Source organism: Curtobacterium pusillum, assembly GCF_013359865.1.
Taxonomy (GTDB): Bacteria; Actinomycetota; Actinomycetes; order Actinomycetales; family Microbacteriaceae; genus Curtobacterium; species Curtobacterium pusillum.
The window spans coordinates 14,878-36,026 of the sequence record NZ_JABMCE010000049.1 but is presented as its reverse complement, the minus strand read 5'-3'; the positions used below and the strand labels follow the sequence as shown (position 1 = coordinate 36,026).

Annotated in this window: 24 protein-coding genes and 1 tRNA gene; 18 read left to right on the top strand and 7 right to left on the bottom strand. The window is 70.9% G+C overall.

All coding sequences use genetic code 11. From position 1 onward, the window contains the following. Positions 1 to 548 (top strand): hypothetical protein (locus HP507_RS02635; protein ID WP_420890008.1); only part of this gene is annotated, 548 nt, incomplete at its 5' end. Positions 549 to 597: 49 nt separating this feature from the next. Here the strand turns inward: HP507_RS02635 and HP507_RS02630 are convergent. Continuing rightward, positions 598 to 1,221 carry a TetR/AcrR family transcriptional regulator gene (locus HP507_RS02630; protein WP_175350303.1) on the bottom strand — a complete coding sequence of 208 codons (624 nt, stop codon included), beginning with the start codon at positions 1,219 to 1,221 and terminating at the stop codon, positions 598 to 600. Between the two features lie 275 nt (positions 1,222 to 1,496). Further along, entirely contained in the window at positions 1,497 to 2,285 is a 789-nt protein-coding gene (locus HP507_RS02625) for a trimeric intracellular cation channel family protein (RefSeq protein WP_175350306.1), read from the bottom strand. Positions 2,286 to 2,354: 69 nt separating this feature from the next. On the opposite strand from HP507_RS02625, the gene efeU reads away from it, so the two are divergent. The 3 genes from efeU to efeB are packed head-to-tail and all read left to right on the top strand — an operon-like array spanning position 2,355 to position 6,434. Continuing rightward, positions 2,355 to 3,944 (top strand): iron uptake transporter permease EfeU, encoded by a 1,590-nt coding sequence (gene efeU / locus HP507_RS02620; RefSeq protein ID WP_175350302.1) that lies wholly within the window; start codon positions 2,355 to 2,357, stop codon positions 3,942 to 3,944. Then, positions 3,931 to 5,160, top strand: coding sequence for an iron uptake system protein EfeO (efeO, locus tag HP507_RS02615; RefSeq protein ID WP_175350301.1), 1,230 nt, complete (start codon positions 3,931 to 3,933; stop codon positions 5,158 to 5,160). The genes efeU and efeO overlap by 14 nt, the downstream gene beginning before the upstream one ends. Continuing rightward, positions 5,157 to 6,434 carry an iron uptake transporter deferrochelatase/peroxidase subunit gene (gene efeB, locus HP507_RS02610; protein ID WP_175350300.1) on the top strand — a complete coding sequence of 426 codons (1,278 nt, stop codon included), beginning with the start codon at positions 5,157 to 5,159 and terminating at the stop codon, positions 6,432 to 6,434. Before efeO ends, efeB begins: the two co-directional genes overlap by 4 nt. Positions 6,435 to 6,766: 332 nt before the next feature. On the opposite strand, the gene HP507_RS02605 is transcribed toward efeB, so the two are convergent. The 4 genes from HP507_RS02605 to HP507_RS02590 form a co-directional block, all read right to left on the bottom strand. Continuing rightward, complete coding sequence (locus HP507_RS02605; protein ID WP_175350299.1) at positions 6,767 to 9,118, bottom strand: bifunctional metallophosphatase/5'-nucleotidase; 2,352 nt, start codon at positions 9,116 to 9,118, stop codon at positions 6,767 to 6,769. Between the two features lie 91 nt (positions 9,119 to 9,209). Then, on the bottom strand, positions 9,210 to 11,024 hold the full coding sequence (locus HP507_RS02600) for a thiamine pyrophosphate-requiring protein (protein ID WP_175350298.1): 1,815 nt from the start codon (positions 11,022 to 11,024) through the stop codon (positions 9,210 to 9,212). Between the two features lie 33 nt (positions 11,025 to 11,057). Further along, the gene (locus HP507_RS02595) at positions 11,058 to 11,984 is read right to left on the bottom strand and encodes a sugar phosphate isomerase/epimerase family protein (RefSeq protein ID WP_175350297.1); all 927 of its coding nucleotides are present in this window, start codon (positions 11,982 to 11,984) and stop codon (positions 11,058 to 11,060) included. Beyond that, on the bottom strand, positions 11,981 to 13,135 hold the full coding sequence (locus tag HP507_RS02590) for a Gfo/Idh/MocA family protein (protein ID WP_175350296.1): 1,155 nt from the start codon (positions 13,133 to 13,135) through the stop codon (positions 11,981 to 11,983). The genes HP507_RS02595 and HP507_RS02590 overlap by 4 nt, the downstream gene beginning before the upstream one ends. Before the next feature lie 81 nt (positions 13,136 to 13,216). Here HP507_RS02590 and HP507_RS02585 point away from each other — a divergent pair, with 81 nt between their 5' ends. The 3 genes from HP507_RS02585 (at position 13,217) to HP507_RS02575 (ending at position 15,596) form a co-directional block, all read left to right on the top strand. Next, the gene (locus HP507_RS02585) at positions 13,217 to 14,635 is read left to right on the top strand and encodes a glucose-6-phosphate dehydrogenase (RefSeq protein ID WP_175350295.1); all 1,419 of its coding nucleotides are present in this window, start codon (positions 13,217 to 13,219) and stop codon (positions 14,633 to 14,635) included. An 11-nt stretch (positions 14,636 to 14,646) separates the two neighbouring features. After that, the gene (locus HP507_RS02580; protein WP_175350294.1) at positions 14,647 to 15,432 is read left to right on the top strand and encodes a dienelactone hydrolase family protein; all 786 of its coding nucleotides are present in this window, start codon (positions 14,647 to 14,649) and stop codon (positions 15,430 to 15,432) included. A gap of 91 nt (positions 15,433 to 15,523) precedes the next feature. Then, positions 15,524 to 15,596 (top strand) — tRNA-Arg (locus tag HP507_RS02575). Here the strand turns inward: HP507_RS02575 and HP507_RS02570 are convergent. Further along, the gene (locus HP507_RS02570; protein ID WP_217508415.1) at positions 15,562 to 15,888 is read right to left on the bottom strand and encodes a helix-turn-helix domain-containing protein; all 327 of its coding nucleotides are present in this window, start codon (positions 15,886 to 15,888) and stop codon (positions 15,562 to 15,564) included. The genes HP507_RS02575 and HP507_RS02570 overlap by 35 nt on opposite strands. 93 nt (positions 15,889 to 15,981) lie before the next feature. On the opposite strand from HP507_RS02570, the gene HP507_RS02565 reads away from it, so the two are divergent. The 11 genes from HP507_RS02565 (at position 15,982) to HP507_RS02515 (ending at position 21,059) form a co-directional block, all read left to right on the top strand. Then, positions 15,982 to 16,161 carry a hypothetical protein gene (locus HP507_RS02565; RefSeq protein WP_175350293.1) on the top strand — a complete coding sequence of 60 codons (180 nt, stop codon included), beginning with the start codon at positions 15,982 to 15,984 and terminating at the stop codon, positions 16,159 to 16,161. An 11-nt stretch (positions 16,162 to 16,172) separates the two neighbouring features. Beyond that, positions 16,173 to 16,784 (top strand): helix-turn-helix domain-containing protein, encoded by a 612-nt coding sequence (locus tag HP507_RS02560; protein WP_175350292.1) that lies wholly within the window; start codon positions 16,173 to 16,175, stop codon positions 16,782 to 16,784. Beyond that, positions 16,781 to 17,083, top strand: a complete 303-nt coding sequence (locus tag HP507_RS02555; RefSeq protein ID WP_175350291.1) for a hypothetical protein — start codon at positions 16,781 to 16,783, stop codon at positions 17,081 to 17,083. The genes HP507_RS02560 and HP507_RS02555 overlap by 4 nt, the downstream gene beginning before the upstream one ends. Next, complete coding sequence (locus HP507_RS02550) at positions 17,080 to 17,271, top strand: hypothetical protein (RefSeq protein WP_175350290.1); 192 nt, start codon at positions 17,080 to 17,082, stop codon at positions 17,269 to 17,271. Before HP507_RS02555 ends, HP507_RS02550 begins: the two co-directional genes overlap by 4 nt. Next, on the top strand, positions 17,268 to 17,552 hold the full coding sequence (locus HP507_RS02545) for a hypothetical protein (RefSeq protein WP_175350289.1): 285 nt from the start codon (positions 17,268 to 17,270) through the stop codon (positions 17,550 to 17,552). The genes HP507_RS02550 and HP507_RS02545 overlap by 4 nt, the downstream gene beginning before the upstream one ends. Before the next feature lie 258 nt (positions 17,553 to 17,810). Next, positions 17,811 to 18,095: a hypothetical protein gene (locus HP507_RS02540; RefSeq protein WP_175350288.1), complete on the top strand. Its 285-nt coding sequence runs from the start codon at positions 17,811 to 17,813 to the stop codon at positions 18,093 to 18,095. 4 nt (positions 18,096 to 18,099) lie between these two features. Then, positions 18,100 to 18,279 carry a helix-turn-helix domain-containing protein gene (locus HP507_RS02535; protein ID WP_175350304.1) on the top strand — a complete coding sequence of 60 codons (180 nt, stop codon included), beginning with the start codon at positions 18,100 to 18,102 and terminating at the stop codon, positions 18,277 to 18,279. Beyond that, positions 18,266 to 19,030 (top strand): HNH endonuclease, encoded by a 765-nt coding sequence (locus HP507_RS17530; RefSeq protein ID WP_217508414.1) that lies wholly within the window; start codon positions 18,266 to 18,268, stop codon positions 19,028 to 19,030. The genes HP507_RS02535 and HP507_RS17530 overlap by 14 nt, the downstream gene beginning before the upstream one ends. After that, complete coding sequence (locus HP507_RS02525; protein WP_175350287.1) at positions 19,021 to 19,323, top strand: hypothetical protein; 303 nt, start codon at positions 19,021 to 19,023, stop codon at positions 19,321 to 19,323. The genes HP507_RS17530 and HP507_RS02525 overlap by 10 nt, the downstream gene beginning before the upstream one ends. Further along, positions 19,298 to 19,678, top strand: coding sequence for a hypothetical protein (locus HP507_RS02520; protein ID WP_175350286.1), 381 nt, complete (start codon positions 19,298 to 19,300; stop codon positions 19,676 to 19,678). The genes HP507_RS02525 and HP507_RS02520 overlap by 26 nt, the downstream gene beginning before the upstream one ends. Further along, on the top strand, positions 19,665 to 21,059 hold the full coding sequence (locus HP507_RS02515; RefSeq protein ID WP_175350285.1) for a hypothetical protein: 1,395 nt from the start codon (positions 19,665 to 19,667) through the stop codon (positions 21,057 to 21,059). Before HP507_RS02520 ends, HP507_RS02515 begins: the two co-directional genes overlap by 14 nt. Positions 21,060 to 21,149: the final 90 nt, after the last annotated feature.

Genomic DNA, 21,149 nt, shown 5'->3' with positions numbered 1-21,149 from the left:
CGTCCGCGGCGCCCGGGGCCGCCGGCTCGACGAGCGGCGGTGGCAACGGCCCGCTCGGCCTCGCCGTCGGCATCCTGCTCGCGGTCGCGCTCCTCGTGTCCCCGGCGGTCGTCCGGGCATCCCGGCGCCGGTCGCGGCTCGGTGCGATCCGCTCCGGCAGATCACCGGCCGTGAACGCCTGGCGCGAGGTCCTCGACGACGTCGCCGACCACGGACACGCTCCGGGGATCGCCCCACCGGGCGACCCGGCGGCCGTGGCACGCACGGCACGAGCGGTGCTCGGTCGGCTCCGGCCGTCGGTGCCCGAGGCGGTGCTGCCGCACCTCGACACCGTGGTCGATGCGGTCGACCGGGAACGCTTCGCCGCGGGCGGGGCAGCGTCGGTGGACACGGGGGCGCTGCTGGTCGCCGTCCAGGAGGCGCGGGTCGCCCTGGACGCGTCGGCCTCCGGTGCGCGTGTGCTCCGGTCGCGCCTGCTGCCGCCGAGCCTGCTGCCGTCGTCGGCGTGGTCGCACGACGGTCGTCGGACGCGCCGCCGCCCGGCGTGACGTGGCCCGCCGGGCCGCCTCCGTCCGGGGCGGCGAGCCCGCGCGGACATCAGCGCCGGCGGACGACCGCCTCGACCAGGCCCGCGACGACCTCGCCCGGGTCCACCCCGGGCAGCGCCGCCGCGTCGAACACGATCCCGACGTTCGCCCCGATGAGCGCCGTGGAGAGGTCCTCGAGCGGCATGCCGGGATCGATGTCCGGGTGCGCCCCGAACCACAGCTGCACGAGCTCGAGCACCCCGTCGTGCAGTGCCCGGCGGTGCCGGACGAACTCGGGCAGGAACTCGGGGTGCCGGATCGCGTACCCGCGGAACTCCGACAGCAGGGCGAACTGCGCGCTCTGGTCGTTCCGCCCGAACGCCGCCCGGACCACGTCGCCGATGTCCACGGCGGCGATGTCGGCCCGGACGAGCTCCCGCAGCGAGCCGAGCACCAGGTTCGTCGCGCGCTGCATGACCTGCGCGACGAGGTCCTCCTTCGAGGAGAAGTTCGAGTACACCGCTCCCTTGCTGAACCCCGCACGCGCGGCGACCTCGTCGATCCGGGCCTCGTGCACGCCCTGTTCGGCGAACACCTCGGCGCCGGCGGTCAGCAGGCGCTCGCGGACCTCGGCGCGGGGCGTCCGAGGCGTGGGCCAGTCGGGAGTGGGGGAGTCGGGGGCGTCGTCGCTCATCGGTTCCTGGTTCGACGGGGCCCGCCGCGGTCCGTCGGGTCCGGCTTCGTCGGGCTGGCGTGGTGGTGGGTCACGACCATTCTGCTGGGGACACGCTGCGCCGGGAGACCTGCCGCGCCGCGCGTCTGATCCCGCGCGGCATCAGCGAAGCCCCCATCCACACGTCCGTTCGGAACCGCCGCGTTCGGGCAGCGTCGGTGCGTGAGCGGACGACGTGCGCCGGATCGATACCCGGCGGTACCGATGCTACCTCCGCCCGCGGTCGGATGACACCCTCAGATGTCGGTTCGCCCGTCGCCCCCGCCCGACTCGTTCTCGTGGTGCACGCTGCCGGCACCGGTCCGACGACCCGGGCGGCGCAGCAGCCGGATCGCGTCCGGCCGCAGCCGCCGTCCGCGCTGCAGGAGTGCGCCGAGCGTGGACTTCGGCTGCCAGTCGCGGCCGTTCGGCAACCCCCAGCCCCGCCGGACGGCACCCCACCGCAGCCCGAGGGACAGCACGATCGCCGCGATGATCCCGATCGAGGCAGACCCGAGGTGTGACGCGATCACCATCACGGCCGACGCGGCGACGGCCACGGTGGCGTAGAGCGCGTTGCCGCCGAACACCGCCGGTACCCGTCGGAGCAGCAGGTCCCGCATCGCACCGCCGCCGACCGCTGTGATCGTCCCCATGATGATGGCGGCGGGCCACTCGAGGCCGGCGTCGAACGTCCGCTGCACCCCGACGACCGACCAGAACCCGATGACGGCCGCGTCGAGCACGGTGAACAGCCGGTCCCAGGTGAGCTCGGAGAACGAGACGAAGAACGCGATGAGCGCTCCGGCAACCGCGACCGGGGCGTAGAGCGGGTCGACGAGCGCGACGGGCGGCCCGTTCTGCAGCAGGGTGTCGCGGAGCATGCCGCCGCCGAGCCCGGAGACGAAGCCCACGACCAGGAACCCGAACAGGTCGAAGTCCATCGTCCGCGCCAGTGATCCGCCGAGCAGCGCCGATGCGAACACCCCGGCGAGGTCGAGCACGTTCGTGACGGAGGCCAGGCCCTCGACGGACAGCAGGTTCATGAGAACCATCAAACCTCACCGCCGGGGAGTGGCGAGTCGACCGCTGGTTAGGTTAGCCTCACCTTCGTCATGCTCGCCACTCTCGTCATCGGCCTCCGCGAAGGCCTCGAAGCGACGCTCATCGTCGGCATCATCGCCGCGTTCCTCCGTCGCAACCGCGTGCCCCTCGCGCCCATGTGGCTCGGCGTCGGGATCGCCGTCGTGCTCAGCGTGGCGGTCGGCTTCGGCCTGCAGGTCGTCGAGCAGGCCCTTCCGCAGGCGCAGCAGGAGGGGATGGAGGCGGTCATCGGCATCGTCGCCGTCGTCTTCGTCACCGGCATGATCGTCTGGATGCGCACGCACGCGCGCACCCTGACGAAGGAGCTCGAGGCGAGCGCGACCGAGGCGCTCGGCCGCGGCACCGCGTGGGCGCTCGCCGGCATGGCGTTCCTCGCGGTCCTGAAGGAGGGCTTCGAGACCGCGGTGTTCCTGCTCGCCACGTTCCAGGCCTCATCGGACACCGGGCTCGCGGCCCTCGGCGCGGTCATCGGCATCGCGGGCGCCGTCGTGATCGGGTACGGCATCTACACCGGCGGCGTCCGGCTGAACCTGTCGAAGTTCTTCACCGGCACCGGGATCTTCCTCGTGTTCGTCGCCGGCGGCCTCGTGCTGACCGTGCTCCGTCGTGCGCACGAGGCGGGCTGGATCGTCATCGGTCAGCAGCGCACCCTCGACCTCGCCTGGCTCGCCCCGAACGGCTCCGTGCAGGGCGCCCTCGTCACCGGCGTCCTCGGCATCCCGCCGGACCCCCGCGTCATCGAGGTCCTCGGCTGGGTGCTCTACGTCGTCCCCGTCCTCGCGATCTCGCTCTGGCCGCGCGCCTGGCGTCCGTCGCCGACACGCTTCCCCGCCGTCCGGATGGTGACCGCCGGCGTCCTCGCGGTCGCCGCGGCGGCGCTCGCGGTCGGCGTACCGACGGGCGGCGTCGACCTGCCCCGCACGATCGCCGTGACCGGCGACGCCGGCTCCGTCACCGCCTCGGTCGACGGCGCGACGGCAGTGCTCCGCACACGGGAGAACGGCCGGGAGGCGCAACTCGCCCTGCCCGCGTCGGCCCACCGCCACGTCACCCGCGCGGGCGTGATCGCGGACCGCTGGCGGCTCACCGAGGACGGCTCGGCGGACCGGCAGTCGTCCACGCTCACGCTCGACGACCTCGTCGACCTGTTCGGCCGCGTGCCCGTCGGCATCTCACCGTCGACGAACCCCGGCCCGTTCACCGCCCGCTGGGCCGTCCGCGACACCGTCACCCTGTGGACGGTCCGGGGTGGGGTCCTGGACGCGAGTCGCACGGAACGCACGGTGCTCACCCTGCGCGATGGGGGCCTCCCGTCCGCTCGCACGACCACGCTGGACCGGACCGTCTGGTCCGTGTCCGACGCCAGCGTCCAGCGGTCCGCCACCGCGGTGGCGACCGCGGACACGCGCGCCGCCGAACTGCTGCTCTGGAAGGCCTGGTTGCCGATCGCCCTGGGCGTCGCGGCAGCCGCCCAGGCGCTGCTCGCCCTGCGGGACCGGCGTCGCCGACCCGAGCCCACGACCACCACCCCCGAAACCGATCCGATGCGAGGACCACGCACGGACGATCCCACGAGGAGCCCCGAGTATGCCGTTCGGTAGGACTGCCAGCGCCCGCCCCCTGACCACCCTCGGCGCCCTCGGCGTCGTCACCGCCCTCGCCCTGACCGGGTGTGCGAACTCGTCCACGTCGGCGAGCGACGACGCGAGCAGCTCCGGCAAGGTCTCCCGGGTCTCCGTCACCCTGACGAACGACGGATCCGACAAGTGCGCCGTGTCCGAGACGAAGGTCCCGGCCGGCCCGGTCACGTTCACCGTGAAGAACGAGTCGTCGACCGCCATCACCGAGGTCGAGCTGCTGCAGGACCAGCGGATCCTCGGCGAGAAGGAGAACCTCGCGCCCGGCCTCGACGCCGTGCGGTTCACCGCCACCCTCACCGGCGGGAAGTACCAGGTGTACTGCCCCGGTGCCGACCAGGAGCTCACCGACTTCACGGTCACGGGCAAGGTGACCTCGACGGCGAACAGCAGCGCCGCGACGCTCCTCGACGAGGGCACGAAGGGCTACGCCGAGTACGTCGACGGCCAGGTCACCGACATGGTCGCCGCGGTGAAGCAGCTGCAGGCCGACGTCGACGAGGGCGACCTCGACGCGGCGAAGACCGACTACGCGAACGCCCGGCCGTTCTACGAGCACGTCGAGAGCGACGTCGACGGCTTCGTCAAGAAGGGGTACAAGGCCACCGACAACGCCGGCAACCTCGACTACCTCATCGACATGCGCGCCTCGAACCTCGACGACGCCGTCGGCTGGAGCGGCTTCCACGCCGTCGAGAAGGACCTGTTCCAGGCCGGCGCGATCACCGACACGACGAAGAAGACCGCCGCCGAACTGACGACGAACGTCCAGCTGCTCGCGAAGCTCGTGCCGACGCTCGACTACAAGCCCGAGGACCTCGCGAACGGCGCAGCCGGCCTGCTCGAGGAGGTCCAGTCGAACAAGATCACCGGCGAGGAGGAGGCCTACAGCCACATCGACCTCGTCGACCTCGCCGCCAACGTCGAGGGCGCTCGTCAGGCCTTCGCGTACCTCAAGCCGGGCCTGACCAAGCTCGACCCGACCCTCACGAAGCAGATCGCGAAGCAGTTCGACGCGACGAACGCGCTCATGGACGACTACCGCAACGCGGACGACCTCGGCGGCTTCGACACCTGGGACGCGGCGACGAAGGCCTCGGACGCGAACACGATCTCGCAGCAGGTCCAGGCGCTGCAGGACCCGCTGTCCCGCCTGGCCGAGAAGGTCGCCACCGCGTGACGAGGCCGCACGTCTCCCGGCGCGGGCTGTTCGGTGCGGGTCTCGCCGCGGCGGGCGCCGGCGTCGGAGCGGTCGCGGGCGTCGCCGGGGCCACCGCCGCGACCGGCGTGGACCCGTTCACCGCGGCGGCGAACGGCGACGAGTCGATCGACCTCTCGCAGAGCCACCCGTTCTACGCGACCGCGGCTCGCTCGCCGCAGGGCGGGGTGCGGACCGCGCCCCAGCGGTACTGCGTGTTCATGACCTTCGACGTCTCGTCGAGCCTGGCGACCGACCTCCAGGTGCTCCTCGCCCGGTGGTCGGCGTCGATCGCGCAGCTCCAGGCCGGCAAGACCGTCGGCAGCGTCGAACCGGCGCACGGCGACGGCGTCGGTGCGGACACGGGGGAGGCGCTCGACCTCGGCCCCGCGTCCCTCACGGTCACGGTCGGGCTGGGCCCCGGGATCTTCGACGAGCGCTTCGGCCTCGCCTCGAGGAAGCCGGCGCACCTCGCCGCGATCCCGACCCTGCCGAGCGACAACCTCGACGAGAGCCTCACCGGGGGCGACCTCTCGCTGCAGGCCTGCGCCGACGACCCGCAGGTGGCGTACCACGCCGTTCGCGACCTGGCCCGGATGGCCCGGGGAACCGCGACCGTGCGGTGGACCGTGCTCGGCTTCGGTCGCGCCTCGGCCGGGCCGCACCAGTCCACGCCGCGGAACCTCATGGGGTTCAAAGACGGCACCCGCAACATCACCACCGACGCGGACTACGACCGCTTCGTCTGGGTCGACGACGCCGGCGAGGGTGCGGGATGGATGACCGGCGGCACGTACCAGGTGGCGCGGAAGATCCGGATGAACATCGAGATCTGGGACGCCGACGTCGTCAGCGACCAGCAGCGCGTCTTCGGCCGGACGAAGATCGAGGGGGCACCGCTGTCGGGTGGTTCCGAGCACACCACGCCGGACTTCGCCGCGACTGCGTCGGACGGGACCGAGAAGATCGACCCGAGGTCGCACATCGCCCTCGCCGCGCACGAGGCGAACGATGGCGTGAAGATCCTCCGGCGTCCGTACAACTACACGGACGGGCTGAACCAGTACGGGCAGCTCGACGCCGGACTGCTGTTCACGGCGTACATGAACGACCCCGAGCACTTCACGCGTCTGCAGCGGAAGCTCGGGGCGTCGGACCGCCTGAACGAGTACGTCTCGCACATCGGCTCCGCGGTGTTCGCCGTCCCGCCGGCGCCGCGCAAGGGCTCGTACATCGGCGAGCAGCTCTTCCGCTGAGCGCCACGAGGCCCGCTCGATGGCCGCCGCCCCGTCGTGGGATGGGTGCCCTCCGTCGTTTCCCTGGAGACGGAGAGCACCCGCGTCGCGGAGTCCCCCGGGCGGAACCACCGTCCGGGATGAGAGGCGACCCAGCGCGACGCGTCGCGATGCGACAGGGCTGAGCGTACGCCGCGGATCGCCGGTCCAGCGGGGGAGGCGCGGGATGGGCCGGTTCCCGCACCGCGCGTGGGTGAGGTGCCCCACCGGGGGCGGGTCGTGCCTCCAGGACCGACGCGGAACGGGCCGCCTCACCGAGGTGAGACGGCCCGTTCCGAGCGGCCGTGACGGCGTCAGTCCGTCGGGACCGTCTCGTCGCGCTGCGCGCGCTTCCGGCGGACGAGGACCAGCGCCACCAGACCGGCGAGGAGCAGGACGCCCGCCGCGATCGCCGGGACCGCGAGGTCGCCGCCGGTGTAGGCGAGCGCGCCGGCGGCGTCCACCGGGGCGGCGCCGTCGACGACGCCGTCCCCGTCGGTGTCGACACCCACCGCACCCGTGCCGTCGCCGCCGTCGCCGGCACCCGGGGTGGTCGGTTCGGACGGATCGGTCGGGTCCGCCGGGTCGACGGCCGCCGCGATCGGGATCGACACGGCGAGCGTGACGGTCTGCCCGTTCGGCAGCGTGACGACGAGCGGCTCGTCCGCGGTGGCGGTCGGCGTGACCGCCGCGGCGAGGACGGTCGTGCCGAACGCGCGGCCGAGGGCGGTCAGGGGGTTCGCGTCCGTCGCGGCGCCGGGGACCGCGAAGCTCAGCGTCGCGCGACCCTGTTCGTCGGTCTTGTCGACGACGGTCGGGTCGATGTCGGCGGTCGCCAGCTCGGTGTCGCCGGCGCTGATCGAGACGGTGCCCGCCTCCTCCGGGTCGTCGCTCGAGAAGATGAGCGAGGAGAGGTCGACGGTGATCTCGTCACCGGGCCGGAAGCCGCCCTCGGGCGTCGGGGTCACGGTGACGCCGACGGCACGCTGGTCGGTCGGCGGGGCGACGGGCGTCGTCTGCGCGGCGAAGTAGTCCACCTGTGCCTGCAGGTCCACCTGGCCGGAGTCGGCGACGTTCGACCCGGTCGCGAAGGCGGCGAAGTTGTCGCCACCGGTCGACAGGAACGAGTTCACGGTGACCTTGAGCGTGTCGGTCGGCGCGATGGTCTCGCCGTCCAGGGACATCGACGTGATGCGCTCGCCGCGGCCCTTCGACGGGTCGTAGGTGTACGCGAAGCCGTTCGAGACGCCGAGCTTGAGGAACGGACGCTCGAGGCCGTCCGGCTGCCACTGCTGCTCGAGCGCGGCCTTGATCTGCGCGCCGGTCATGTCCTCGGTGACGAGGGTGTTCGCGAAGGGCTGGACGAGCGCGGCCTCCTTGTAGGTGACCGTGCCGTCGGGATCGCCTGCACCGCTCGACGCGTAGAGCATGTCCGTGCGGAGTCCGCCCGGGTTCATGAAGGCGACCTGCGAGCCGTTCCGCTCGGTCGCCGCGCGCTGGACCTCCGCGATGGAATTGCCGAGGTTCGATTCGCCGCCGCGGTTCTCCGTGGTGCCGTCGGACTGGACCGCGCGGCGGAAGTCGCCCGTGATCTCACCGAGCTTCTTCGCGCCCTCGACGTCGGCGACGGCCTTCGCGGAGGAGACGATGTCGGCGACCGCGTTCGTCGACGTGAGGTCGGCCGGCACGGTCGTCTCGGCGTTGACCGACTTCACCTCGGACTCGATGCTCGTGAGCGTCTTGTCGGCGCCCACGGTGAGCTTCAGGTGGCCGTAGTTCACGCCGTACGAACCGGTCTGGATGACGGGGCGCAGTGTGCCGTCCGGGCCGGCGATCTCGTGGTCGTACGTCGCGTGGGTGTGCGCGGACACGATCGCGGCGACCCTGGACGAGACGCCGGAGGTGATCTTCCCGAAGGCGCCGGTGCCGGTCGCGTCGGCGATGTTCGCCGTGGTGGCACCCTCGTGCACGAGCAGGACGAGGACGTCCGCCTCGCCGTTGGCCGCGTCGCCGTCGGTGAGCTGGTCGGCGTACCTGTTCACCTGGCTGACGATCGGGGCCATCGCGAGGCCCTCGACGCCGCCGGGGCTGACCAGGCCGGGGATGAGGTCCTCGGTGGTGGCCCCGATGAAGCCGACCCTGACGCCGCCGCGCTCGATGACCTCGTAGGGGGTGAACGCCGGGTCGGTCGTGCCCTCCTCGACGATGTTCGCCGAGATGTACGGCCACTCGGCGCGGTCCTCGATGCGACCGGTCAGGTCGTCCTGGCCCTTGTCGAGCTCGTGGTTGCCGATCGCGCTGACGTCGAGGTCCATCGCGTTGAGGGCGTCGATGGTCGGTGAGTCGTTCTGGATGAGCGAGGTGAACGTCGAGGCACCGACGTTGTCGCCGACGCTCGCGAAGATGGTGTTCGGGTTGGCTTCGCGGTACGACTGGACGACGGAGGCGAGCTTCGCGGCACCGGCGGCCTTGTCCGCAGCGGTGCCCTCGGACTCGATGCGTCCGTGGAAGTCGTTGATGTCGACGATGTCGATCGTGGTGTCACCCTCGGCCGCGGTGGCCGTGGATGGGACGGACAGCGCCACGAGGACGCCGGCGGCGAGGGCGGCACCGGCGGCGACGCGACGTCGTCCGCGGGGCGTTGGGGTGTTGTCGGAAGTGTTCATCAGCGACGAACCTAGGAGAACCCACAGGCGGCACGCCAGACGGCGCCGCGACCCGTCACGTGGTGTTCACATCCGCACCATCAGCGCGTCATCAGTCGCGGCCGAGGGCACCCTTCACGCGCTCCACGGCCTCCGCCGCCATCGCCTTCGCGGAGTCCTTCACGACACCGAGCTCGACCGGGTCGCCCTTGAGCAGGCTCTTCGCCGTGTTCATCGCGTACTCGGCGGTGATGTGCGGCGGGAGCGGGGGCACGTTCCGGCTCACGTAGGCGTCGATGAGCGTCACCCCGGGGTTCTCGAACGCCCGCTCGACCGCGGCCTCGACCTCGTCGTCGTCGTGCACCGCGATGCCGGTGAAGCCGAGGAGTTCGGCGTACCCGGCGTAGTCCATGGTCTCGACGTCCTGGGAGCCGCGCCACATCGGGTTGCCGTCCTCGGTGCGCATCTCCCACGACACCTGCCCGAGGTCGTCGTTGTGCATGACGACGATCACGAGCTGCTGGTTCGGCCAGGACGCCAGGTACTTCTTCACGGTGATGAGCTCGTTCATCCCGAGCATCTGGAACGCGCCGTCGCCGATCGTGCACACCGCCGGACGGTCGGGGAACGCGAACTTCGCCGCGACCGCGTACGGCATGGCCGCCAGCATGGTCGCGAGGCGGCCGGACAGGTCGCCGCGCATGCCTCGACGGAGTCGGATGTGGTGGCCGTACCAGTCGGCCGTCGTGCCGGCATCGCACGTGACGGTGACGCCCTCGGGCAGTCGTGCGTTGACGGCGCTGATCACCCGGCGCGGGTTCACTCCGTCGTCGTAGGCGACCTCCGCTTGGCGGCCCATCTCGGCTTCCCACTCGCGCATCTCGTCGGCGAGGCGCTCCTGCCAGCTGTGGTCCTCGGTCGCCTCCAGCAGCGGCAGCACGGCGTCCAGTGTGGCGCCGACGTCTCCCCAGACGTTGAGCTCCGTCGGGTAGCGCAGGCCCAGTTGTTCGGGCTTGATGTCCACCTGCACGCCCCGCGCCTGACCGGTCGCGGGCAGGTACTCGCCGTACGGGTAGTTCGTGCCGAGCAGCACGATGGTGTCGCACTCCTTGATCTGCGTCAGGCTCGGACGGGAACCGAGCAGACCGACCTGCTGCGTGTGGTACGGGACGTCCGAGGGGATGACGTCCTTGCCGCGCAGGGCGGTGATGATGCCCGCGCCGGACTTCTCGGCGGCGGCGAGCACCTGGTCCGTCGCACCGCGTGCCCCGGCGCCGACCAGGAAGGTCACGCGCTCCCCGGCGTTGAGGATCTCGGCCAGCTTCCGGACGTCCTCGGCCGGCGGGGTGATCCGGGTCGACGCGGGCACGTCGCTGGAGCGGGAGACCCAGTGCTCGGCGGCGGGCGCCTCGTACGACATGGCCTGCACGTCGTGGGGGAGCACGACCACGGCCGGCTGCTTCCGGAGCATCGCCGTCCGGAACGCCGTGTCCACGACGACCCCGACGGCGTCCGGCGTGGCGACGGTCTCGACGTAGCAGGCGACGTCGGCGAACACCCGCTCGAGGTTCGACTCCTGCTGCGTGAACGTGCCGATCGACGCCAGGCCCTGCTGCCCCACGATGGCGACCACCGGCTGGTTGTCCATCTGCGCGTCGTAGAGGCCGTTCAGCAGGTGGAAGGCACCGGGGCTCGACGTCGCGACGCACACGCCGACCTCACCGGTGAACTTCGCGTGCGCGGTCGCCATGAGTGCGGCGATCTCCTCGTGCGTCGGCCGGACGTACTCGAGCGCACGCTCGGAGTCGTCCGCCTTGCCGAGCGCCCCGTCGAACGCGCCGATGCCGTCGCCGGGGTAGCCGAACACCCGGGAGACGCCCCAGGCCTTGATGCGGTCGATGACGAAGTCGCTCACGGTCGTGCTCATGGCACCACCGTGCTCGGTCGTTCCTGTACGCGCTCAGGTCTCCTGGGCGATCAAGGGGCGGAGCGTGCGGTGGGCGATGCGGAGCCCCTCGAGGACCTTCTCGTCGGTGCCGCCCCACAGCGGGTCCTCGTGCTCGACGCTCAGCGTGCCGTCGAAGCCCGCCTCGTAGAGCCGGTCGACGACGTGCGGCCAGTCCACGACGCCGCGGCCGGGCACCCGGAACCGCCACCATCCCATGTCCCACGGGTCGTCGCCCTTGTCGACCTTGCCGAAGAAGCCGTACCGGTTGCGCTCGTCCGGGAACAGCTCGAGGTCCTTCGCCTGCGCGTGCACGATGTGCTCCGCGAACGGCAGGATCGTCTCGAGCGGGTCGATGCCGATCCACGTCAGGTGCGAGGGGTCCCAGTTCAGCCCGAACCCGAGCCCGGTCACCCAGCCCCAGAGCTCCGGGGAGTAGGCGATGTTGCCCGGGTAGCCGTCCGGGTGCCAGCCCTCCATGACGCAGTTCTCGATGATGAGCTTCACGCCGCGTTCCCCGGCGTAGTCGACGAGCTCCGGCAGCACCCGGTCGCCCTCGGCCATGTTGTCGCGGACGGACTTCGTGTTGTCGCGGCCGATGAACGTCCCGACGTAGGGCACGCCGAGCGTCTGGGCGGCGTCGATCGCGTGCTTCAGGTGCTCGTGGACCGACGCGCGCCGGGACGCGTCCTGGTGGAGGTTGTTCTCGTAGTAGGCGAACGCGGAGATCTCGAGCCCGGTGCGGTCCAGCAGCTCCCTGGTCGCCTCGGCGTCCGACTCGGTGAAGGTCGCGACGGGCAGGTGCGCCGCCTCGAAGTCGCGGCCGCCGGTACCGGGCCAGACACCCACTTCGAGCCGTTCGTAGCCCTGCTCGGAGGCGAACTCGGCGATACGGCCCAGCGACCACCCGGGCAGGCAGGCCGTGAGCATCCCGAGCTTCATCGGATCTCCCTCCACGTGCCGTCGGCCGCGCTGCCGATCACGGCGTCGATGATGCGTGCCGCGCGAGCCCCGTCCTCGAAGGTCGGCAGGCCCTCCGGCGCCTCGCCGCGGACCGCCGCGTACGTGTCGGCGACGAACGCGGCGAACGCGTCGAGGTACCCCTGCGGGTGGCCGGAGGGGACCAACGCCAGGCGCCGCTGGTCGGGCACGCCCAGCGCGGGGTCCCGGACGACGATCTGCGCGCCACGCTCGTTGCCGAACCACGCCGACTCGGGCTGCTCCTGGTCGAAGGCCGCCGAGCCGCGGGTGCCGTCGACCTCGAACCACAGCCGGTTCTTGCGCCCGGAGGACACCTGCGAGATGACCACGTTGCCGATGCGGCCGGTGCCGGTCCGGAAGGTCGCGACCGCGGTGTCCTCCGTGGTGACCTCGGCCCGCGTGCTGGTGTCCGCGACCGGGTCGGGATCAGGCGAGCCGGAGAACGACGGACCCGAGGCCGCCGGCCGCGTGGCGTAGACGATGTCGGTCGCCGCCGAGACCGAGGCGAACTGCTCGCCGGTCACGAACTCGACCAGGTCGCACCAGTGCGAGCCGATGTCCGCGAACGCCCGCGAGAGCCCGCCGGAGCCGGCGTCGACCCGCCACGAGGACGCGTCCTCGTCGAGCATCCAGTCCTGCAGGTAGTGGCCGTGCACCGCGAGCACCCGGCCCAGGTCGCCGTCCGCGATGCGGCCGCGGATCTCACGGACCATCGGGTGGTACCGGTACACGAACGGCACCGTCGCGACGACCCCCGCGTCGCGGGCGGCCTCGACCAGCTCGATGGCCTGCGCGGCGTCGATCGCGAGCGGCTTCTCGCACACGACGTTGATGCCGGCGCGGATCACGGCGAGGGCCTGCGGGTGGTGCTGGTCGTTGGGCGTGCAGATGTGCACGACGTCCGGAGCGTCCGCGATCACCTCGTCGAGGGAGGTGTACCCGCGGGGCAGGTCGAGCTGCGCGGCGACCTGCTCGGAGCGGGCCTGGTTCCGGCCGAGCACCCCGAGCACCTCGGCTCCGGCTGCGCGCGCGGCCCGTGCGTGGACCCCGGCGATCATGCCCGTCCCGACCACCGCGACGCGGAGGCGTCGTCCTCCGTACCCACTGCTCATCGTGCTCCCTCGCGCCGAACTGGTCCCACCGTATCGGCCTCTCCCGGCCACGTGTCGGAACACGTGAGTACGTTCTGGGGCATGTCGAGCCTCCAGACCTCACTGCTCATCCTCGGTGCCAGTGGCGACCTGTCCAAGCGGCTGCTGCTCCCGGGTCTCGCGACCCTCCTCGAGGTGAAGGAGGACTGGGACGTGCAGCTCGTCGGGGCCGGTGTGGAGGACATCTCGGACGCCGACTGGAAGGCGCAGGTGCGCGATTCCTTCGAGAACGCGCAGGCGTCGAAGAACGAGGACGAGGGGGCGTCCGGCGAGAGCCGGCTGTCGGAGCGACTGCAGGCGGTCGTCGACGCGTCGAGCTACCGCAAGGCCGACGTGACCGACGCCGACGACCTGAAGACGCTGCTCGGCCAGTGCGACCACGACCCGGCGGTGTACTTCGCGCTGCCGCCCGCCGTCACCGAGAAGAGCTGCGCCGTCCTCAAGGACCTCGACCTGCCCGCCGGGACCCGTTTCGCGCTCGAGAAGCCGTTCGGCACCGACGCCGAGAGCGCCGAGCACCTCAACGAGCTGCTGCACTCGTTCCTGCCCGAGGAACGCATCCACCGCGTCGACCACTTCCTCGGCCGCTCCACCGTCCTGAACCTGCTCGGCCTGCGCTTCGCGAACCGCGTCGTCGAGCCGCTGCTGTCGTCCACGCACGTCGAGCGGGTCGACATCGTCTACGACGAGACCCTCGGTCTCGAAGGGCGGGCGCGGTACTACGACAAGGCGGGCGCCCTCGTCGACATGATCCAGAGCCACCTGCTGCAGGTGCTGGCCGTCGTGGCGATGGAGGCACCGGCGTCGATCGACGCGGACGACCTGCGGACCCAGAAGGAACTCGTGCTCCGCGCACTGCGGCCCTGGGGTGGCGATGTCCTCGCGGCAGGCAAGCGGGCGCGGTACACGGCCGGGAAGATCGGCGACCGGTCGCTGCCGTCGTACGCGGACGAAGAGGGCGTCGACCCGTCGCTCGGCACCGAGACCCTCGCGCAGCTCACGCTCGAGATCGCGAACTGGCGATGGGCGGGCGTCCCGTTCACGCTGCGCTCCGGGAAGGCGCTCGCGAAGCAGCGGCGCGAGATCGTCGTCACCTTCAAGGACTCGCCGCACATCCCCGTCGGGCTGTCCGGTGCCGAACGGCCCGACCGACTGCGCATCTGGATCGCGCCGGACGAGATGCAGCTCGAACTCAACGTGAACGGCCCCGGCGACCCGTACACGATCGACCACACGTCCCTCGAGACCAAGTTCAACCCGGGGCGGCTCAGCGCCTACGGCGAGGTCCTCGCCGGGGTCCTCGAGGGCGACGCCACGCTCTCCGTCCGCGGGGACAGCGCCGTGCAGGGCTGGAAGGTCGTCGAGCCCTTCCTGCAGGCCTGGCGGGACGGCGACGCGCCGCTCGACGAGTACCCGGCCGGCTCGGAGGGACCCGAGGGCTGGGACAACATCGACGCGTAACGTCGCCTGACGTGACCGCGATCGACGACGTCCTGCAGACCGTTCCCGAACCCGCCGGAGCCGACGTCCGCGTCGACACCGTCCGTTACCACCACGAGGGCACCCCGCTGCTCGGCGTGATCGCGAAGGACACCGCCATCGCCGGACGGCGCCCGGCGGTGCTCGTCGTGCACGACTGGCACGGCGTGGACGAACACGTCGAGGCGCGGGTCACGATGCTCGCGCGGCTCGGCTACGTGGCCCTCGGCGCCGACGTCTACGGCGAGGGAGTCCGGCCGGGCGACGACACCGCCGGCCAGGTCGCGGGCTCCTTCTACCAGGACCTCCCCCTCCTGCGTGCGCGCGTGCGCGCCGGACTCGACCGCCTGCTCGACGACCCCGACGTCGATCCCTCGCGCGTCGTCGTGATGGGGTACTGCTTCGGCGGGTCCTCGGCGCTCGAGCTCGCGCGGACCGGGGCCGACCTCGTCGGTGCGGTCTCGTTCCACGGTGGCCTCATCACGCACGAGCCCTCCGACGCGGCCGAGATCCGCGCGAAGCTGCTCGTCCTGACCGGCGCCGCCGACCCTGTCGTGCCGGACGCGAAGGTCGCCGCCTGGCAGGACGAGATGCGCGGCGCACCGGACGTGGACTGGCAGGTCATCACGTACGCCGGCGCGATGCACGCCTTCGCGGTGCCGGGCACCGACGCGCCGGACCACGGGGCGCAGTACCAGGCCCGTGCCGACCGGCGCTCGTGGCGGGCGCTCGAGGTCTTCCTCGCCGAGGTCTTCGACGAGGAGCTCGCCGCGCTCTGAGCCCCGACACGCCGACGGTGGCGCTCGAACCCCCTCGATTGGCGCCTGGGCCGCAGCTGTTGTAGAGTCTTCCACGGCCGCAAGGCCACCTGCGCTCGTAGCTCAATGGATAGAGCATCTGACTACGGATCAGAAGGTTGGGGGTTCGAGTCCCTTCGAGCGCACACCATCCGAATCGCCCTCGGTCCCACCATCGGGACCGGGGGCGTTTTGCGTATCCGCGCCCGTCATTAGCCACGCGAACGGCACGCCAGTGGCCATCGCCCACACGACGACGCCTGCGCGGCGCGGCTTGACACGCTCCGCCTCGTAGTTGCTGATCGTCGTCCGCGACATGCCCGTCAGGGCTGCGAGCGTCTGCTGGTCTAGGCCTGCTGCCTCGCGCGCCTTCCGGAGCCTGTCGGCGACGGTCCACCGCGGGATCATGCCCGGCTGTCCAAGGGGCTGCATTGTCATGTAGCAAATCGTAGCGGGGGCAGTTGACCGGATTTCAAGACCTACGGCGTGTCGCAGGGGTTTGGCATTTGCCAAACCGCCATGGTTTGGCACATGTCCAACCTCGAACTGCTGACGACCTCTGAGGTCGCACGGTCGCTCGGCATCACACGCCAGGCCGTGCTCGCCCGCGTCGCATCGGGATCGCTCGTCCCAACCATGAAGCTCCCGACGTCCACTGGTGCGTACCTGTTCAGCGTTGACGACGTGGCGGATGCGGCCGCCTGCGCATGAGCGTCGAGTCAATGACGATTGCGCTGCACCACTCGCGCGCAACCGGCGCGGTGAAGCTCGTCCTGCTCGGTATCGCGAACCACGACGGCGACGGAGGCGCGTGGCCGTCAATCGCGACGCTCGCGAAGTACGCCGCCACGACCCCGCGGACCGTACAGCGCTCGATCCAACATCTGGAACGACTCGGTGAGATTCGCCGTCACGTCGGAGCCGGGGGAACGCACCTGACGGCCGATCACATGCGGCCGAACCTCTACCAGTTCCTGCTCCGGTGCCCGCCAACTTGCGACCGTTCGAGCCGACACCGAGTGCACGGTGAGACCGCTCCGGTGCTGCTGTTTGACCCCCCGACACTGGCGTCAGGGGGTGACACCCACGTCGGGGGGACCCCTGACGCCCACGTCGGGGGAGGGGTGACGCCCACGTCACCCGAACCATCCCTGAACCGTCCAGAGATCCAGCCTTCTACTAAGCCAGCCACAGACGCGCGCGCAGAGTCGAAGGCCCTCAACGAGTCGATCGTCCGGGACAAGTGCAAGCACTCGCCCCGCGGCTGGCACGACTGGAACGCATCGAGCTACTGCAACTTCTGCGGCTCCCGACGCGAGGACCTCACGTCGTGACCCGCTCCGCCGTCTTCGGCTTCGCACGCGACACCTGGCGAGCCCTCCGCGACGAGTTCGAGACCGTCCGCGCCGCCGCCTACGAGCACGCAGTGAACGAGACCAACGGCGCGCTGCTCAACGCACGCGGCCGCGCCAAGGGCATCGACGCCTGGGACCTGTTCATCGGGCCAGCCGCCCGAGCGAACGCCTACGCGTCCGACGAGCTACGAGACCACTGGGCCAGGCACGGACGCCTGACCTTCGCCGAGTTCGAGCGCCAGGCGTTCGACCGACAGTCCTGGGAGGACGTCGCATGACCGAGACCAAGACCAAACGAGCGCGCTGGCGGATCGAGCGTGGCGGGACGCCTGGAGGACGGCTCCCGGGATGGTTCGCAGTCCTGACCGCTCACGACGGATGCGTGGTCCGCTGCGCCCACGTCCCGACCTACGGCGCGGCGTGGGCCGTCGTCGACCTGCACAACACCGGAGAGGCCACAGCATGACTATCAAGACCCCTAAGCCCGTCGTCACCGAGTTCACCGATGGTGGAGTGATCGTCACGAAGACTCACGACCCGGAAGCTGCCCGCGACGCGCTGCTGGCCTACTTCGAATCGCTGTGCGGCAACGACGACGCATTGGTCGAGGAGTGTCTGACCCCCTACCTCGACTACACCCCCGTGCTCGAAACGGGGCGCTGGCTGCGACGCGGCAACGACGAACTGAGCTACTGGACGCCCGGTGGCGGCCGTGGGGCCACTCGTGCAGTGGTTTGGTACGCCTGATGCGCCGCGATCTGCTCGTGCCGCTCGCGTTCGCGCTGCTCGGGACCGCCCTCGCGGCGCTCGTCGCCGCGCTGTTCGTGCTCGCCCTGGTGCTCCGCTGATGGCCGCCGGAGACATGTCCAACGACCCGACCGTGATCGCCGTGCTCGCGCTCGTCGCGATCGCGGGATTCGCCTACCAGACCTGGAGGATGCGGTGAAGCCGATGTGTGCCGCCACCGTGACGGTGCTCGGCGTCGAGACCCAATGCACCCGCCCTGTGAGCACCACGAGGACGGGCGAGGACGGCGTGGTCGTGCTCGTATGCGCCTCGCACGCTCCCGATCCGCGACGGCTCGCCCTCGCGGTCGTGCTCGCCCCGAGCGCGCCCGAGGGTGGCGTTCGCATGCTCGACTGGCGTACCGACCTCCTGACCGGAGAGGCGACGAGCGGGCTGGTGTACGAGGACCTCGACCGACCCGGCCTGAGCATCGCCGACGAACTCGACCGTGCCCTGTTCGACGCGCGCGCCGGACAAGCCCACGAGGCGGCGACCCGTGGGTAAGTACATGACCCCTGCGGAGGTCGCCGACCTGCTGCGCGTGAAGCCCAACACTCTGGAGAAGTGGCGCAGCCGGGGTCGTGGTCCCGCGTTCGTGAAGGACGGCCGACTCATCCGGTATCACCCGCGAGCCGTGGACGCTTGGCTGCGGGCCTGTGAGCACGGGGGACAGCATGGGAGGGGCTAAGCGCGGCGGAAGCGCGTCAGCGGCCCTCACGCGGCGCGTCATCGAGGTCTACGGCGACGTGTGCTGGCTCCAGGGTCCGAAGTGCACCTACAAGGCCACGACCAAAGACCACGTGATCCCGTTCCACGAAGGCGGGACCGACGACATGGACAACCTCCGCCCCGCGTGCCGATCGTGCAACTCGTGGCGGCGTAACCAGGCCATGTCCGGCATGGCGGGCGGCCCGGTGATCACCGTGGTGATCGGGCCGCCCGCCGCGGGCAAGTCGACCTACGTCCGGGAGCATGCCGGACCGATGGACGTCGCGATCGACCTCGACGAGATCGCACGAGCCCTGATGCCCGTCCAGCCCGACCGCACGCACGTGTACCCCGCACACGTGCGCCACGTCGCGATCGGCGCGCGTTCGACCGCGATCCACCGCGCCAAGCGGCTCCAGGTCCCGTGCGGGGTGTGGATCATCCACAGCATGCCGACCCCGGCAGACGTCGCTGAGTATCGGATGCTGCGCTACCGCATCGTCACGATCGACCCGGGCCGCGAGACCGTCGAGCGCCGCGCAGCTGCCGAGCGGCCCGAGGTCATGGCGCAGCACGTGGCTACCTGGTACGACCTCGTGGCCCCCGCCCTGGCACAGACACCCACCCCCGGGGGCGAGACCCCACCCCCCACACTGCAACCCACCCCCACCCCTACCGAACCGGAGGCCCCCGTGCCCAGCACTACGAGCACGAGCGGCGGGTGGTGGTGATGCGCGCACGTCACGCGCGTCAGATCCGTTCCGGCATCGTGCTTGCCCGCGAGGTCTGGGACCTCGTGCTGTACATGCCCGGAGCCCTGGTCAGCTGCGACACCACGCGCACGCGGCGGCTCGAAGCGGTCGCAATGGTCCGCGAGTCACGCGCGATCCATCATCGCCGTCAGCGCGAACGCGTCCGCGGTTTTTCTGAGCGTGGCACCGACGACACCCAGCGTTCCCACCGTCGTTCTCTCCCCCAACCCGACCAGAAAGAAAAAAATGGACGCCGCAAATCCGACCCTTGACGACGCGGATATCTTCGGCGGATTGGACCTGACGACCGGCAATTACGGCGAATCGCCGGAAGAAAAAGCCGTGAAGCAGGCATTGGACGAGATCGCCCAGAAAAACCCGCTGACCGGCTCCCGGATTGCCCTCGCCCGCATGTGTATCTCGCTCGCGCAGAACATATCGAAGGGCAACGCCAAGGGCCGGGCCGTCGCCAACGAGGTCGCCACGCTCGGGACGCTCATGGCGCAGCTGGACCCCGCGATCCCCGACGCCGACGACTCCGACCTCCCGCCCGAACTACGAAAGATCGCAGATGCCCTCGCAACCGCCCCTCGCCCCGGTGGCCCCACGGCAAGTGACGCCGCGTAACCACGACCGCGCCACCTACGGAGCGCACGCCGCCGCCGTCGGTGATGCCCTCGGGAAACCGTTCATCCCCTGGCAGCGTCTCGCAGCGGACGTCGCCCTCGAAGTCGACGACGCCGGCCGATTCGTGTACTCCGACGTCGTGGTCACCGTCCAGCGCCAATGCGGAAAAACCACGCTAGATCTTGCCACGAGCACTCAGAATGCACTCATGGGTCGCGGCCGTCGCGCCTGGTACACGGCGCAATCCGGGCAGCACGCGACCGATAAGTGGCGGGAAATGGTCGAGGACGATTGGGCGCAGTCGGTGATATCCCCGCTCGCTCGAAAGCCGCGCCTGTCAAATGGGTCCGAAGCTCTGCGGTTCTACAACGGATCGACATTCCGGCCGCACCCGCCGACGGTCGATTCCCTGCACTCGAAACAGGTCGACCGCGCGTCGATCGACGAGGCGTGGGCGTTCTCGCAGACCGACGGGCAGGCGCTCGTCCAAGCGATCGCGGGCGCGGCCGGGTCCCGGTCGATGGTCACCGGACAGCGACCCCAGGTCTGGATCGAATCGACCGAGGGGACCGTGGATTCGACGTTCCTCAACGCCGTGCTGGAGCGAGCTCGAGCGGGCGACCCGACGGTCTGCCTGATCGACTACGGCATTGGTCCCGACGTCGACCCGACCGACCTCGACGCCGTGGCCGCTGCGCACCCGGGCTACGGGTACCTGTTCGACATGCAGACCCTCGTTGACAACCTCCAGCGGCTCGGACCCGGCGAGTTCGCCCGCGCCTACGGCAACCGCCGCACGGGCGCGACCGAGCGCACGATCCCGCTCGACGCCTGGAAGCGCGCCGCGTACACCGACCCGGGACAGCCGGAGGGGCCGATCGCGTTCGGCGCGGCCGTCGGCGTAGACAACGTGGACGCGACCATCGTCGTCGCCGTCCGGGTCGCGGGGGACGTCATCGTCGGTGTCGTTCCCGAGGGGCACTCGCCAGGCTCGGACTGGGTGCTCCCGCGGCTCCAGCAACTCTCGACCGAGTTCGGCGCGCCCGTCGCGATCGACCGCGTGGGGCCGTCCGGCGCGCTGTTCGACGCCGCCGAACGCGCGCAGCTGGACCTCGTGCCGCTCACGTCGTCTGCCGTTACCGCGGCCGCGTCCAACGTCCTGTCCTGGGTCACGACCGAGCCTCAGCCGAAGTTCCGATACCGGCCGCACGCCGCCCTCGACGCGGCCGCCGAGCTTGCGACCCGACGGTGGATCGGCGACGGTGCCTGGACCTGGGGACGCCGCGCATCCGTCGGCTCAATCAGCGCCCTGGAAGCGAGCACCCTCGCCGCCTGGGCCGTTGACCACCTGCCGAAGAAGATCGGTCGCCAGCTGTTCTGAGTCGGCTGCTCCGGGCCCCGCTGTGCACGTCGCACGGCGGGGCTTTCTCGTGGCCGCCCACAGCCGCGAACAGACGCGAACAGACGCCTA